This window comes from Flavonifractor sp. DFI.6.63 (genome assembly GCF_024462255.1).
In the GTDB taxonomy this organism is placed as follows: domain Bacteria; phylum Bacillota; class Clostridia; order Oscillospirales; family Oscillospiraceae; genus Lawsonibacter_A; species Lawsonibacter_A hominis.
Genome location: NZ_JANGBE010000002.1, coordinates 47,189 through 61,816, shown reverse-complemented (window position 1 = coordinate 61,816; position 14,628 = coordinate 47,189). Strand labels below are relative to the sequence as shown.

The following is a 14,628-nucleotide window of genomic DNA, read 5'->3' as shown; positions in this document are numbered from 1 at the left end:
TTATTCTCCTTTTTTGATTTATTGCAAGGCCCTCCGCTTGGAGCGGACTGCCTTTACAAGCTCTTGTGAATAGGGCTCCTGAAAATCAGAGAAGCTCCTGGGGTGCTCAAGCGTTTCGATAATTTTGCCCCTGCGCATGACATGGATCGTGCCAGCCATATACATGGCGGTGTCCAGATCGTGGGTAATCACCAGAAAACTGATCTGAAGTTCCGATTGAAGCTCCTTCAGAAAATCCAGCACCTGCTTTTTCAGCGTGACATCCAATCCGCTGAAGGACTCGTCAAAGATAATGTGTTGGGGCTGGGCGGCCAGAGCGCGGGCAATACACAGCCGTTTTTGCTGTCCACCGGAGAGTTCATCCGGCCGGCGGCGGAGTGTGTCCCGTTCCAGCCGGGCCATGTCCAGCAGTTCAAGACACCGCTGTTTTCGTTCCTCCGCCCCCATGTGGAACAGCAGATGCAGGGGCTCCTCCAGAATAGACCCCACGCTCTGGTGAGGGTCTAAAGACCCCAAAGCGTTCTGCATCACAAGCTGGACCTTACCTCTTACAGCGTGGAGTCCCTTTCTTCTGCAGGCGGACACCTCCAGACCATCCAGAAACACCCGCCCACCGTCCGGCCGCTCCACATAGGACAGCACTCTGGCTAAAGTGCTCTTGCCGCTCCCGCTCTCTCCCACGATGGCGGCCACGCCTCCATCTCCAAGCTCTATGGAGACATCCGAAACCGCATCGAACACGGTATGCCCGCCGCCTGGGATCTGATATTGTTTTGTGATATGTTCCGCTTTCAGCATAGTCCCTCCTGAAAGAGTACGCTTGCCTGCACAAGCTGCCTGGTATATTCGTGCTGTGGGGCAGAAAATACCTCCCGCGTTTTTCCTTCCTCGATGATCCCGCCGGCTTTCATAACGGCTACGCGGTCGCACAGTCTCGCCGCCACGCCAAAGTCATGGGTCACCACAATCATGGAGACGCCGGCCCGCCTCAGCTTCTCCAATTCATTCAGAATGAGGTATTCGCTGGCCGCGTCAACAGCGGTGGTAATTTCGTCTGCAATGATCAGTTCCGGACGCTGCAGAATCGTCAGGGCAATCATCACGCGCTGCAGCGTGCCGCCGGACAATTCATGGGGATAGCTGTTGATAATTTTTTCCGCATCGGGCAAATTGACATCCGCAAGCGCGGCTACCAGCCGCCCCCGAAACTGCGTCCGTTCCCTGCGTCCTTTCAGCGAAAAGCCCAGTTCCATCTGTTTTCCCAGCTTGAGCATGGGCGCAAAGGCGGTCATGGGATTTTGCGGGATCATACTGATCTGCTTGCCCCGATAGCCGTCCAACTCATTCAGCTTCACCGCAAGCATTTCTTTCCCGTTCCATTTCACGCTTCCGTGCAGGTCAAAAAGCCGTGGATTCAACAGCCGCATAATGCACTTGCTGGTCATGCTCTTTCCGCTGCCGCTCTCCCCAATCAGGCCAAGGGCCTCTCCGCTTTTTACGGAGAAGCTGACGGAGTGCACAAGGGTTTCCTTTGTCTGCTTTGTACGGATGGATAGATTGGTAACTGTCAGCATAGCTATCCCTCCCTCGGTGCGCAGATGTCCCGCAGGGCCTCCCCGAACAGGTTAAACCCTGCCGCGGCAAACAGAATGCAGAGCCCAGGATAGACCAGGAACTGCGGATGGCTGAACATCAGCTTATTGGCATTTACAAACATGGCGCCCCATTCCGCCGTCCCTGTTTCCAGCCCTAAGCCGAGAAAGGCATAACTGGAGATCATAATGATGATGGAGGACAGCCCTGTACTGTACAAAACCAGAAGATGCGGCAGAATATTGGGGATGATATGCCGGAACACAATGCGCAACTCCGAACAGCCGGACATCCGGCAGGTGATCACATAGGGCTGATTCCGCTCCCGAAGCACATGGGTGCGGACCACCCTCGCGTTCCAGACCCACATGGCGATTACGATAGACAGGACGATGCTGGCCGCTTTTGACTCAAAGAGCCCCACCAGGGTGATGGCAACGAGGAACGGGGGAAAGGCCATAAAAATATTGGAGACCACTTCAAATATGCGGTCCAGTGCCCCGCCGATGTAGGCGCACAGGGTAGCCACCACGGTGCTGATAACCGCCAGCAACAGCAGTGTGGGCAGCGCGATACTCAGAGAAGCCCTGGCCCCGTAGATCAGGCGGGAGAGGATGCAGCGTCCAAGCTCATCCGTTCCAAGGGGATACTGTGCGTCCGGCTGGGCGAAGCTATGAGCCACATTCAGCTGCATCGGATCATTGGGCGCAAAGACCGGGGCCAGCAGCATCACAAGAAACACGAGAAGCATCATGGCAAGACCGAGGACGGCCTGCGGGCGGTGCATGATTTTGCGGATCATAGGCCGCCTCCCTTCTGGCTCTGCGGGTTTAGAAGCGCGTTCACGCAGTCCGCGATAAAATTGACCAGGACGAAAATGACGGCGGTGAGCAGTACACACGCATTGATGGTAATGGTATCTCTGGCTCCCAACGCAGTGACCAGCATGGACCCCAGCCCCGGGATGGAGAACACGCTTTCCACCATGGCGCTGCCTGCAATCATAAAGCCGAAGCTCTGCGCCAGCATGGTGATCAGCGGCGGCAGCGCAAACCGGCTCACCAGATTGGCGATTTTCCACTCCGATACGCCCCGGGCCCTGGCATACAGGACAAAATCGCTGTTGTACCCATCCAGAAGTGAGGATCGAAACACACGGATGTTGCCGGCGGCCATAGGAATAGCCAGCGCCAGGGCCGGAAGAATGAAATCCTTCAGGCTATCCGCTCCCATAATGCTGAAAATAGGGATATAAACCGCGAAGGCAAGCAGGAGCATGAAGCCGATCCAATAATTCGGCAGAGACATACAGATGATGCCGAACAGGTAGATGCTCCGATCCGCCAAGCCGCCTTTTCTGCTGGCGGACAGCACCCCCAGCGGAATACTGAGCAGAGTGGCAAACAGGAGCGCCATGGCAGCCATAATCAGGGTGGGCCGGATGGAAGACGACAGTTCTTCCACAATCGGCCGCCCGGTGTTATAGGAGTTTCCGAAATCCCCATGCAGAGCGTTCCACAGCCAGGAGCCGTACTGCTGGAGAATCGGCTGATCGAGCCCAAGTTCTCCCCGCACCAGTTCAACCTGCTGCGGGGTGGGACGGTTGTAACGGCGCACTGCCAGCGCCTCGGCCGCGTCTACCGGGGATAGGTTGGTATAAAAGAAAGTCAGGATCGTGACGCCGAACAGGACAATCACCAGCAGGCCGATCCGGGCCAATAGTTTCTTGCTCATACCTCCGCTTTAACCTCGTTACTTTTCCGCTCCGCAATACGCCACGATTCTGCGGATCTCCGGGAGCAGACAAAATCCGCATAGATACCGCCCTGCTGCATCAGTTCCGCATGGCGGCCCCGCTGCACAATCCGCCCTTGATCCACTACCAGAATCTGATCTGCCTCCTGGACGGTTTTCATCCGGTGTGCGATCATAACCAGAGTTTTCCCGGCGGTCAGGGCCTTGACCGCCTCCTGCAGCTCCGCCTCGTTCTCGGGGTCAACATTGGCCGTGGCTTCGTCCAAAATGATGATCGGCGCGTCCTTGAGCATGGCCCGTGCGATGGAGAGCCGCTGGCGTTCCCCTCCGGAGATCGTGGCGCCGCTCTCACCGATGATAGTATCGTAGCCGTCCGGCAGGGCAGTGATGAACTCATGGCACCGGGCCGCCTTTGCTGCGGCCACCACCTCCTCATGGGTGGCGTCCGGCTTACCGAACTTGATGTTGTTCTCAATGCTGTCGTTGAACAGGTACACGCGCTGAAAGACCATGCTGAAATTGCGCATCAAACTATCCAGCGCATAGTCCTTCACATCAATGCCGCCCAGCTTGACCGCGCCGCTGTCCACATCCCAAAACCTTGCCATAAGACTGGTGAGGGTGGTCTTGCCGGAGCCGGAGGGCCCCACGATGGCAGTGGTTGTCCCTTCCGGTATGGTAAAGCTGACATCGCGGATGATTTTTCGCTCTCCATAGGAAAAGTCCACATGCTCGAAGGAAATACCGCAGTGTTTCGGCGTCTGTACCGAGCCGCCCTCGTCCATCCGTGGAGCGCGGTCGATTTCCTCCACCCGGTCGATGGAGGCGTCGATCATGGGCAGCATAAAGAACATCTCCCCGGCAGACTCCAGCTCGCTATATACCAGGAAAGCGGAAACCACCACCATCAGGCAGGTAAAGAGGGTCATACTGCCTTGCAGGAAAAACCAGATTGAGAGCAGAATCGCCGCCACCGCCGTGACGCGCAGGACGATCTGCTCCAACACATTGTAGGGAATACGCTTGCGCTCCAGCTTGAAATTCTGCTGTTCCGTCTCCTCAATCGTGCGGTTCAGCGTCTGATTGGCCGCTTTGTCTCCATGGAAAGCGCGCACCACGCTCATGCCCTGTATGTATTCCAGCACAGCGTCCACCAGCCTTGTCTGGGCTGCCAGCCGCCCCGGAGATAACTCTCTGGATTTCTTCAGCAAAAGTGAGTTGACCCAGAGGAACAGGAGCATACCAAGCAGGAATACCAGCCCGATGCGCCAATCAAAGCACAGGATCGCCAAAGAGAAGATGGTGGTCCGAATCATGCCCACCACCGTCCGGGCGATCACCGCAAAGGACATACTCTCCAGGTCCTCCATGGTGGAGGTGGCCGCCGCGGTGAGGCTGCCCAGGCTCTGGGCGTTGAAGTAGCCCATGGGCATATACTTCATGCGCTCCCCGATATGGATGCGCTTTTCCGCGCACATCCGGTAATTGGCGTGCCCCTCGCTGTTGTGGGCCAGATACCAGCACAGGGCGGCTCCGGCCACGCTGACCGCCATGATCCCAAAGGCCATCCATGGGGTGGCCCCGGTCATGTTCTGCTCTACCAGGGCGCGGAGCACGACCAGCAGCGCCACAAACTGCAAAGCCTCAAAAATGCTCCGCAGCAGTTCAAAGGCCATTCCCTTATACCAGGTACCTTTCTGCTCCCCGGCAAAGCGGAAAAACCGTTTATATGCGTCAAACATGCTTGCCACCTCCTTTTCTCATGTCCGCATCTTTCGCCTGCGTGTGGGCCGCCCACATCTGCGCGTAGAGGGGACACCGCTTCAGCAGTTCGTCATGCGTTCCCGCGTCCAGGATTTTTCCCTGTTCCACCACGGCGATTTGGTCTGCATCAGTGATGGTGCTCAGGCGGTGGGCGATGACGATGAGCGTCTTTCCACGGGTCAGCCTGCCGATGGCGTCCTGAAGCACCGCCTCGTTCTCGGGGTCCGTGTAGGAAGTCGCCTCATCCAAAATCACAATCGGGGCGTTTTTCATCATGGCCCGCGCAATAGCGACCCGCTGGCGCTCCCCGCCGGAGAGGTGTCCGCCTGCGCCGCCCACCACAGTGTCATACCCGTGGTCCAGGCCCATGATGAATTCATGACAGCCGGATGCCTTCGCCACAGCCTCCACTTCATCGTCGGTGGCCTCCGGCCGTCCCATGCGGATGTTTTCCCGAACGGAGATATTGAACAGAAAGTTGTCTTGGGAGACATATCCGATGAGGTCCATTACCTGCTCCGGCGGCAGTTTTTTCACATCCTCTCCGCCGATGGTGATGCTCCCGCCACCTGCGTCCCAATAGGAGGCGATGAGCTTGACGATGGTCGATTTACCGGAGCCGGACGGACCCACCAGCGCGGTGGTCGTGCCTTGCCGGATATTCAGCGTGACGCCGTTCAAAACCTGCTTATCTTTGTAAGCGAATGTCACATCCCGCAGGTCAATGTCCAGCCCATGCAACTCTTTTCTCTGCGCAGGCCGCTCCAGATCCGGCTCGGACAGCACAGCGCCGATTTCCCCAGTGATGGTCGCAATTTTGGAGAAATCATCGGTCAAAAAGATCGCTGCTACCAATGGGCCTACAATACCGAGGGACAGGATTGCAATGGTGATAAAGTCCGGGGCGGTCAGACTGCCATTCCTATAAAAGACACATCCAATAGGCAGCACACCAATCAGCACAGCGGGCCAAATGGTCATCATCAGGGCGGAGTAGCCCTGCGTGGACTTCATCCAGTCCAGCATGAGGTCCGCGCTCTGCCGTACGGCCTGCGTGAACTTTCCATAGGAAGCCGCACTCTGATTGAACGCCTTGATGACTTCAATGCCGCCTATGTACTCTACTGTGGTGGCACTCATGTGCTTACTGGCTTGAACGACCGCACCATACTTTTTCGGGTACTCTTTCATCTGAGCCATGTAACAGAGCATCCCGATGGGAATTGTGATAAGCGACACCAACGCCATGCGCCAGTCCAAGAGAAAGAGGTAGACCACAATGGCGATAGGAACCAGCAGGTTAGAGGTCATTTCCGGAATGATGTGGGCCAGCGGGACCTCCATTTGCTCCACACGCTCCACCATAGTTGTTTTCAGGCGGCCCGATGGCGTATCGGTCAGATAGCCCATGGAAACGCGGGTCAGCTTATCCGCCACGGCTCGTCGCAGCTCCGACAGCACATAGAAAGTGGCCTCATGGGAGCACCGGGTGGAGATGCCGTGAAGAACAGACTTGAGCAGATAGGCAATCAGGGCAACTGCTCCCCAGGTCAGATAAATCGAAAAGTTCTTTTCACCAGAAATAAGCAGGTTGACCATTCTTGCCACAGCAAAGTATGGTATCATCCCGCTGGTCACGCTGAGAACAGCAAGAACAGTGGAGGTAATAAAACCCGCTCGGTGCGGTCTGATAAATGCCATCAAACTAAATGGCTTCCTTTGTTTCTGCATCGTATCCCTCCTACAAGTTAGCGACTTCTAACCAATCAACAAAGAAAAAGGCCGACAACCCACAGGATTATCCTGTAAATCATCGGCTCTGCGTCTTTGCGTCTGGCTCTGACAATATGATGTTTTGTCCCTGCACATCAACGATGTGTTCCTTTCCGCATTTGGGACAGAAAAGCGGAAAACGCTTTAGAACGGTGTCTGGATTCACCTTGGTGCGGGTCTTGTTGCCGCAGGTAGGGCAGTGAATCCAGCCGCTTCGGTCAATCCACCCGCTCAATGGTTTTCACCTCCATCTCCGAAGAAGATGGTTTTCCAGCCGGCGGTGTAAAAACGCCGCATCCTTTGGATATGCTCGACTGCCTGATCCTTTGGCATATCATGGATGACTACCTCGAACATCCCGGTATAAAAGGCGCTGGACAGCAGATGGCCCAGCTCCGGTGTAAGGCGCCCGCTGGAGATTGCGTCGTTCCCGGATGCTTGAATATAGCGCATGGTGCATTGGTTGTCCAGTTCCACGATCCGATGGAGGAATTCCTGATATGTACTGTTCTCTCCACTGGTTAAAAGCAGCTTGAACTCATCGAAATGATCGTAGATATAGTCCACAGAGGCCCAAAAACCGTGGTCGGAGAAGGAATACATTTGACTGGTCTGTTCGACTCCGGGCAACTGGTTAAACTGCTCTAAGGTTGATTGAATCAGACCACAAAAATCATCCATGGCAGGCTGTACAAGGGAACGGTACAGGCTCTCTTTGTCCGGATAGCGGATGTAGATCGCCCCTTTGCTGGAGCCAGCCTTTTCTGCAATCGTCTGTAAGGAAGCCCGCTCATATCCGTTTTTTAGGAACTCCTGCTTGGCTGCTTCCACCAACTTTTCTGTTACTCCTGCTACACGCTTTGCCATGTGTCACCCCCAAAGTTCAAAACCGTTGGTTTCAATCTAACGGTTTTAATATAGCACAAATTGATTTATTCGTCAATAGCGAGAACTCTTTCGGCAACGCTTTCCTTATATGCAAGTACTATAAAAAGGGGTGGTACACCTACGATTTGATGCACCAACCCCTTTTTTACTTTTCAAAGCGATAACCATACCCATGCACAGTTTGAATCGCATTGATATTTAGTTTTTTCCGTATCTTGTAGATCCTGCTGGTAACGCTTTCAGGGCCAGAGGCAAAATCATCGGACATCGCATATCGGTAAAGCTGTTCCCGGGTAAAGGTCCAGCCAGGATGTAAGGCCAGACAGTATAAGATATTGAACTCCATTGTGGTCAACTCCACAACTTGTTCATTTATATAGACCCTGCGTTCATTGGGGTCAATACGCAAATTCCCATATTGCAGTACAGCTACCCCCGTCAACAGCTTCACCTCCCGCGACTATTTCTTTTTGTCCATACTTTGCTTTAGATGCCGAAAGCTATTCTCGCTAATCACATGCTCCATGCGGCAGGCATCCCGTTCCGCTGTTTTTGGATCGACACCTGCTTCCGTCAACAAGCGGGTAAAGAAGCAGTGTTTTTCGTAGGTCTGCTCGGCTACCTCCCGGCCCACATCTGTCAGACGGAGGAAGAAGTCCCCGTCCATGGTGAGGAAACCGCCCTCCTTCAAGATAGCCACTGCATGACTTACGCTAGGCTTGGAAACCCCAAGATGTCGTGCTACATCTACGGAGCGCACCATTCTTTTTTCTTTTTGAAGTACCAATACGGCCTCCAGATAGTCTTCGCCGGAGGCATGAAGTGATGTGCCGTGTTGTCGTTTCACTCTTTTCTTCACGCCAATCTCCAGCCCTCGGCCTGTTCCCGAATCTCAATGAATCTCCTGTACAAGCCGCCCTGGGCCATCAGTTCCGCATGGGTACCCCGCTGGGCGATACGGCCATCCTCCACCACCAGAATCTGATCCGCGTGCTGGATGGTAGCCAGCCGGTGGGCGATGGTGAGGATGGTTTTCCCCTTTGTCAAAGCGGACAGAGCCTGTTGGATCAGGTGTTCATTCTCCGGGTCTACGCTGGCGGTCGCTTCATCAAGGATGACGATAGGGGCGTCTTTCAAAATGGCCCGGGCAATGGAAATGCGCTGCTTCTCTCCTCCGGAAAGGGTGGAGCCGCCCTCTCCAATCACGGTATCATAGCCGTTCGGCAGGGCCGAGATGAAGTCATGGCAGCAGGCAGCTTTTGCGGCAGCCACCACCTGCTCATGGGTGGCATCGGGGCAGCCGAATTTGATATTGTTCTCCACACTGTCCTGGAAGAGATACACATTCTGAAAGACCATGGAGATATTTCGCAGCAGGCTTTCGCAGGTAAATTCTTTCACATCGTGGCCGCCCACCGAAACGGAGCCGCGATCCGCGTCATAGAAGCGGGCCACCAGATTGCATATCGTGCTCTTGCCGGAGCCAGACGGCCCCACAATGGCGGTAGTGGTCCCCTGGGGTGCGGTAAAGGTTACATCGTGGAGCACCTCGCGGCTCCCATACCCGAAGGATACATGGGAGAGGGACACATCGAACTGCTCCGGCCTGACCTCTTTCCCGCCCTTGTCAATGAAATCCGTATGTTCCAGTTCCTCCAGCCGATCCAGCACCGAATCTGTCACCGACAGGATGTGTGCCGCGTCATTGATGGCCTCCACACTGCCGAAAATGGTGAAGGAGAACAGGGCGATCATCAGGAAATACGGGAGCGGTAAAGCGCCTGCCAAAGCCTGCTGGCCCGCAGCGAGCACAAGCCCCACGGATGCCGCCCGCAGAGCGAACAGATGCAGGCAGTTCCAGGGGACGAACCCAAACTCGTTTTTGATACGGATGGCCTTATTGTCCCGGCAGGCGTCCCGGAACCGCTGAACGGAAACCCCGTCCTGCCCAAAGGATTTCACCACCGGCAGGCCGTGGATGTATTCGACGGCCGCGCCGGACAATGCCTCCTGAGCCCGGTGGCTCACAGGAGCGGTGCGGGCGCTCTGACGGCCAATCCCCCGCAGGGCAAAGGCGGACACCAGCACGCCGATCAGCGCCACCAGCGCGGCGGGCGGGCAGAAAATCGCCACGCACAGCAGGATCACGGCTACCTGAATATAGCCGTTTACCACCGCGTCCACCATCTTCATACTCTGGAGTTCCAGCGTGCTCAGTTCCGTGGTGAGCGCCGCCAAAATGTCCCCCAGATTGTTTTTGGCAAAGTACCCAAGGGACACCCGTTTCAGCACATCTCCCAGTTCCATCCGCTGCTCTGCCGCCCGTTCCGTGCCGATACTCTCCTGAAGCCGGTTTTTCCAATAGGTGAAGAAGAACCGCAGCAGGATCAGAACGACGATGCCGGATAAGCACAGCCATGGGAGAGAGCCGGAAAGCTCATTTTCCCCCCAAGCGTTCCCGATCATCCGCCCCAGGGCCCAGGCCGCCAGCATCACCGGCCCCGCGGTACACCATGTTGCAAAAAACGAGCACACAAAGCCCAGAATCATTCGCTTTCGATAGTTCTTTGCCCATCCCATAATGCGTCCTACGCTGTGAAACATCTCAATTCCCCTCCTTTTTGCCGGATGTGACCGCCCAGTTTCGTGCCCCCACATGGGCCGTCCAAAGGGTCTGATACAGCGGGCAGCGGCCCAGCAGTTCTTCCTGTGTGCCACAGTCTGCAACGCTCCCCTTCTCCAGCACCACGATCTGATCCGCGTTCTGGATGGTGGAGAGCCGGTGGGCGATGACCAGCAGCGTTTTCCCCCTGGAAAGCGCCATAATGGAGCGTTGAATCTTGTCCTCGTTCTCGGGATCGGTGAAGGCGGTCGCCTCGTCCAAAATCACAATGGGGGCGTCCTTCAAAATGGCGCGGGCGATGGCGATGCGCTGACGCTCTCCGCCGGAGAGCTGCTTGCCCGCGTCTCCGGCCGTCGTATCCCAGCCATGCTCCAGCCGGTCGATGAATTCTTCGCACTGGGCCGCCTGAGCAGCCGCCAGCACTTCCTCGTCCGAGGCCCCCGGACGCCCCAGCCGGATGTTCTCTTTCAGAGAACAGTCAAAGAGGAAGTTGTCCTGGGTGACGAAGCTGATGGACTGGGAGAGCTGCTTCAGCGGGAGCTTGCGGATGTCCTGTCCGCCCAGGGTGATGGAGCCTCCCGTCACATCCCAAAACCGGGCGGTCAGCCGGGCGATGGTAGACTTTCCGCCGCCCGACGGCCCCACCAGGGCGGTGAATTTTCCCTGTGGGATGGTCAAGTTCAGATGGCGAAGCACCTCCTTGCCCTCTGTCCCGCCATAGGAAAAAGATACATCCCGCATCTGGATGCTGCTGCCTTCCAGATGGACATTCTGCTCCGCTTGCGCAAGCTGGGGCAAATTCAGCAGTTCACGGGTGTCCTTTACTGCAAACTGCATACTTTTCATGGAGTTGATGAAGGCGGTGGCGCTCATCAGGGGGGACACGATTCCCAGGGCCAGCATCAGGCAGAGCGTCACTTGGGCCGGGTCCAGTATCCCCACCTGATAGAGCGCGACGCCCGCCGGCAGGGTCCCCAGCAGGGTGGTCGGCAGAATGGACAGGCACAGATTCATGGAGGCCCAGGTGCAGCGGAACCATCCCATGGTGAAATCCCGGAAGGAGGCCACCGCTTGGGCAAATTTCTGATAGGACCGCTCCCCCTGGCTGAACGCTTTCACCACCTGAATGCCCTCTACATATTCCACGATCACGCTGTTCACATGGGCGTTGGCCTCCATGTAGGCGGCGTAATTCTTGTTATAGGTCCGCATCCCGAAGGTCATGGGGATGAGCGCCACCGGGATGGTCACCAGCAGGGCAAGGCCCATCCGCCAGTCGATGGCGAACATGGCGATGACCACGACCAGAGGCAGCAGAAGATTGGAACTGAGTTCCGGGATCATGTGAGCCAGAGGCGGCTCCACATCTTCAATACGGTCCACGATGGTGCTTTTCATGGAGCCAATGGGCCGGCTTTCCACCTCGCCCAGAGGCGCCCCCATCAGCCGGTCCGCAACCTGAAGGCGCAGGCCCTCCAAAATCGTGTAGGCGGATACATGGGCCAGCATGGTGGACAGGGCATATCCCGCCACCTTGACGGCATAGCCAGCCAGACACACGCCGCACCAAAATACAATGCCCTCCCAGTCCGCCTGACGCTCCAGAAAGAGCCGGATGATCTGATAAATGCCGAGATACGGTACGAAGCCCCCGGCCACACTGAGAATAGCCAGTACCACAGACCCGGCCATCTTCCCCCGGCAGGGTGCGGCGAAGGAGAGCAGGATACCGAGCCAAGTTCGTTCCTTCATGTGCAATACTCCTCTCAAAGAAAAATCGTTGTAGTTTGCTTGCGCTAACTACAACAATTATAAGGGATTCTTACCGCTCTGTCCGCTCCGTCCTGCCGGTCTGGTCCCGTTTGGACGGAAAAATTTATTGGCTTTCCCGCCGGTACTCCAGGGGCGTCTTGCCCTTGACTTCCTTGAATGCGGCGGCAAATTTGCTGGAGCTGTCATAACCTACCCGTCCAGCGATCTCTGCCACTCCCATTTGAGGCTCCTGCTGGAGCAGAAGCGCGGCCTGGTCCATGCGGAAATTACGCATATAGGTGTTGATGGGCTGCCCATAAATCGACTTGAAGCACTCCTTCAGTGCCGTAGCCGGGACAGAAAACCGTTCGGACAATTCCGCAATCGTATAGTGGCGTTCCAGCTCCCCCGTCAATAACCGATGGATAGCCTTCACTTTTTCCACCTGGGATTTATAGAAGTAAGGCTTTTCCGCATCCTTTGGCAGCTCCAGCGCGTCCAGATACAGGAGCAATTCCAGCACCTTGATGCGGAAATAAGGGAGCTTGATCTGCTCCGGCACCGCGTAGAGCTCCTGAAAAATGTGATCAATAGAGGGCGCCCCATGGAGCACCTTGGGATGGCGGCTGGAGCAGAATTTATTCTGGAGCCGGGCCAGATCCACCGGAAATTCCCGTATCCACTCCTTCAGCGATTGGGCGGCCTGGGGGAGCGCAAAGCCAACGGTGAGCCCGTGATAGTGGGCAAGGGGGAAGGTAAAATGGCCCTGGTGCTCCAGCCGCCGGTCCAGCTTCAGGTCGCCTGCCTCCACATAGGAGTACGCATCCGGGCCGGCAGGGTACTCCATGCGCCCCTGGCGGCAGTAATCAATGCACAGCAGATCCTCCGTTGTATGGAACGCGGAATCATAGCTCTCCATATGGAAATCGTTATACATCAGGGATACGCCGGGGAACAGATCGTATTGTGTCATGATCCCCTCTCCGGTACCGCTGTGAAACTGAAAGACCCGGCAGTTTCCACCCTCCACCAGCGGGACAGGGAATCCGTTGTCTGCCATTACTTGCTCCAGCATGAAATTTCTCCTTTTACAATCGCAGCACCCGGTCACAGGCTCTCTGCATGAATTCCTGGTCATGGGTAACCACCAGAACGATCCGCCCATGCCTTGCCAGACTGCGGATCACCCCGGACACCTCCACCATACGGGCATAGTCCAAACCGCTGGTGGGCTCGTCAAAAATCAGCACCGGCTTCTCCGACAGCAGGGCCGTAGCTACTGCCAGCCTCTGCTTCTGTCCCCCGGAGAGGGACATCGGATGCCGCTCCCGAAAGGACAGCAGGTGGAGGCTGTCCAGCACCTCCGAAATCTGATTGTCAGATGCCTCCGGCGCAGACATCCGGCACTCTCCCCACACGCTGTCGGAGAACAGCTGATGGTTTACATCCTGCATGACACAGAAAGCCGACCGCTGGCGGCCTTTTCGATCCAGAGGCTTTCCGTTCAGCAGAATTTGTCCCGCTTGTTCTTTCAGCAGCCCGCAAAGGCAGCGGGAAAGTGTGGTCTTGCCCACGCCGTTGGGTCCGGTGATTGCCACCACCTCGCCGGGGCGGGCGGAAAAGGACAGATCCCGGAACACGGGAGCTCCTTTGCGAAAGCTGCAGGTTAAGCCCTCCACAGACAGCCCTTCTTCGCTGCCGGCCGATTCCACAGCGGGGAGCGTGCATACCGCCGGGGTCAGGGTACGCAGCCCCAGGGCCTCCCGCTCCGGGTCTGGCAGGCTGCGAAACTGCTCCCCGGTGAAGACGCGCTCCAGCCCCCCGCTCCGAAGATAAAACGCCCGGTCGATGAGATCGGTGAGAAAGTACAGGCGATGCTCCGCCACCACGATTGTGCAGCCCTGCCGCTTCAAAGCGGCGATCTGGTCGTGGAGCCGGGCAATGGCCTCCCGGTCCAGATTGGCTGTCGGCTCGTCCAGCACATAGATTTCGGGGCCCATGGCATAGACGGAGCCAAAGGCCAGAAGCTGCTTTTGCCCGCCGGACAGAGAAAAGATGTTTTTTCCCCGCAGCTCCTGGAGATGCAGCGTTTCCGCGACCTGCTCTACACGGCGGCGGATCTCTTCCGGCGGACGGCCCTCATTTTCCAGCCCAAAGGCCAGTTCGCTGTCGGTGTCCAGATTAAAAAACTGGGACTTTGGATTTTGAAACACAGAGCCTACCCGCTGGGCCAGTTCATACATGGGTGTTTCCCGCGGCGCAAGCCTGTTTACCATCACCCGTCCCTCCAGACGGCATCCGGGAGTAAAAGCCGGGATCAGGCCGTTGATCAGCTTCGTCACTGTGGTCTTTCCGCAGCCGGAGGCCCCGCACAGCAGGACGCACTCTCCGCGGGCAACAGTGGCGCTGACATGGGAAAGCGTTTCCTGTTTTTCTCCATAGCCAAAGGAAACCTGTTCCAAGCCTATCATTGTCACTCC

14 protein-coding genes are annotated in these 14,628 nt (G+C 56.6%); all 14 read right to left on the bottom strand.

Annotation, left to right across the window (positions count from 1 at the left end):
• Nucleotides 1–18: 18 nt before the first annotated feature.
• The 14 genes from NE547_RS01170 to NE547_RS01105 all read right to left on the bottom strand — a co-directional run bounded on the left by NE547_RS01170 (nucleotide 19) and on the right by NE547_RS01105 (nucleotide 14,619).
• A complete protein-coding gene (locus NE547_RS01170; protein ID WP_138307982.1) occupies nucleotides 19–798 on the bottom strand; it encodes an ABC transporter ATP-binding protein in 780 nt (259 codons plus the stop codon).
• Nucleotides 792–1,574 (bottom strand): ABC transporter ATP-binding protein, encoded by a 783-nt coding sequence (locus NE547_RS01165; protein WP_256174546.1) that lies wholly within the window; start codon nucleotides 1,572–1,574, stop codon nucleotides 792–794. The genes NE547_RS01170 and NE547_RS01165 overlap by 7 nt, the downstream gene beginning before the upstream one ends.
• Before the next feature lie 2 nt (nucleotides 1,575–1,576).
• Nucleotides 1,577–2,395, bottom strand: a complete 819-nt coding sequence (locus NE547_RS01160; RefSeq protein ID WP_256174545.1) for an ABC transporter permease — start codon at nucleotides 2,393–2,395, stop codon at nucleotides 1,577–1,579.
• Nucleotides 2,392–3,327, bottom strand: coding sequence for an ABC transporter permease (locus NE547_RS01155; RefSeq protein WP_256174544.1), 936 nt, complete (start codon nucleotides 3,325–3,327; stop codon nucleotides 2,392–2,394). Before NE547_RS01155 ends, NE547_RS01160 begins: the two co-directional genes overlap by 4 nt.
• Nucleotides 3,324–5,090 (bottom strand): ABC transporter ATP-binding protein, encoded by a 1,767-nt coding sequence (locus NE547_RS01150; RefSeq protein WP_256174543.1) that lies wholly within the window; start codon nucleotides 5,088–5,090, stop codon nucleotides 3,324–3,326. The genes NE547_RS01155 and NE547_RS01150 overlap by 4 nt, the downstream gene beginning before the upstream one ends.
• Entirely contained in the window at nucleotides 5,083–6,843 is a 1,761-nt protein-coding gene (locus NE547_RS01145) for an ABC transporter ATP-binding protein (protein ID WP_256174542.1), read from the bottom strand. The genes NE547_RS01150 and NE547_RS01145 overlap by 8 nt, the downstream gene beginning before the upstream one ends.
• A 79-nt stretch (nucleotides 6,844–6,922) precedes the next feature.
• Nucleotides 6,923–7,120, bottom strand: coding sequence for a cysteine-rich KTR domain-containing protein (locus NE547_RS01140; protein WP_207737329.1), 198 nt, complete (start codon nucleotides 7,118–7,120; stop codon nucleotides 6,923–6,925).
• The gene (locus tag NE547_RS01135) at nucleotides 7,117–7,752 is read right to left on the bottom strand and encodes a TetR/AcrR family transcriptional regulator (protein ID WP_195456947.1); all 636 of its coding nucleotides are present in this window, start codon (nucleotides 7,750–7,752) and stop codon (nucleotides 7,117–7,119) included. Before NE547_RS01135 ends, NE547_RS01140 begins: the two co-directional genes overlap by 4 nt.
• 166 nt (nucleotides 7,753–7,918) lie before the next feature.
• Nucleotides 7,919–8,215, bottom strand: coding sequence for a response regulator transcription factor (locus tag NE547_RS01130; RefSeq protein WP_305148429.1), 297 nt, complete (start codon nucleotides 8,213–8,215; stop codon nucleotides 7,919–7,921).
• 18 nt (nucleotides 8,216–8,233) lie between these two features.
• Nucleotides 8,234–8,632 (bottom strand): metal-dependent transcriptional regulator, encoded by a 399-nt coding sequence (locus NE547_RS01125; RefSeq protein WP_256174540.1) that lies wholly within the window; start codon nucleotides 8,630–8,632, stop codon nucleotides 8,234–8,236.
• Nucleotides 8,629–10,377 (bottom strand): ABC transporter ATP-binding protein, encoded by a 1,749-nt coding sequence (locus NE547_RS01120; protein ID WP_256174539.1) that lies wholly within the window; start codon nucleotides 10,375–10,377, stop codon nucleotides 8,629–8,631. Before NE547_RS01120 ends, NE547_RS01125 begins: the two co-directional genes overlap by 4 nt.
• A 1-nt stretch (nucleotide 10,378) precedes the next feature.
• Nucleotides 10,379–12,148 (bottom strand): ABC transporter ATP-binding protein, encoded by a 1,770-nt coding sequence (locus tag NE547_RS01115; RefSeq protein WP_256174538.1) that lies wholly within the window; start codon nucleotides 12,146–12,148, stop codon nucleotides 10,379–10,381.
• Between the two features lie 124 nt (nucleotides 12,149–12,272).
• Nucleotides 12,273–13,223, bottom strand: coding sequence for an AraC family transcriptional regulator (locus tag NE547_RS01110; protein WP_256174537.1), 951 nt, complete (start codon nucleotides 13,221–13,223; stop codon nucleotides 12,273–12,275).
• A gap of 13 nt (nucleotides 13,224–13,236) precedes the next feature.
• Entirely contained in the window at nucleotides 13,237–14,619 is a 1,383-nt protein-coding gene (locus tag NE547_RS01105) for an ABC transporter ATP-binding protein (protein WP_256174536.1), read from the bottom strand.
• Nucleotides 14,620–14,628: the final 9 nt, after the last annotated feature.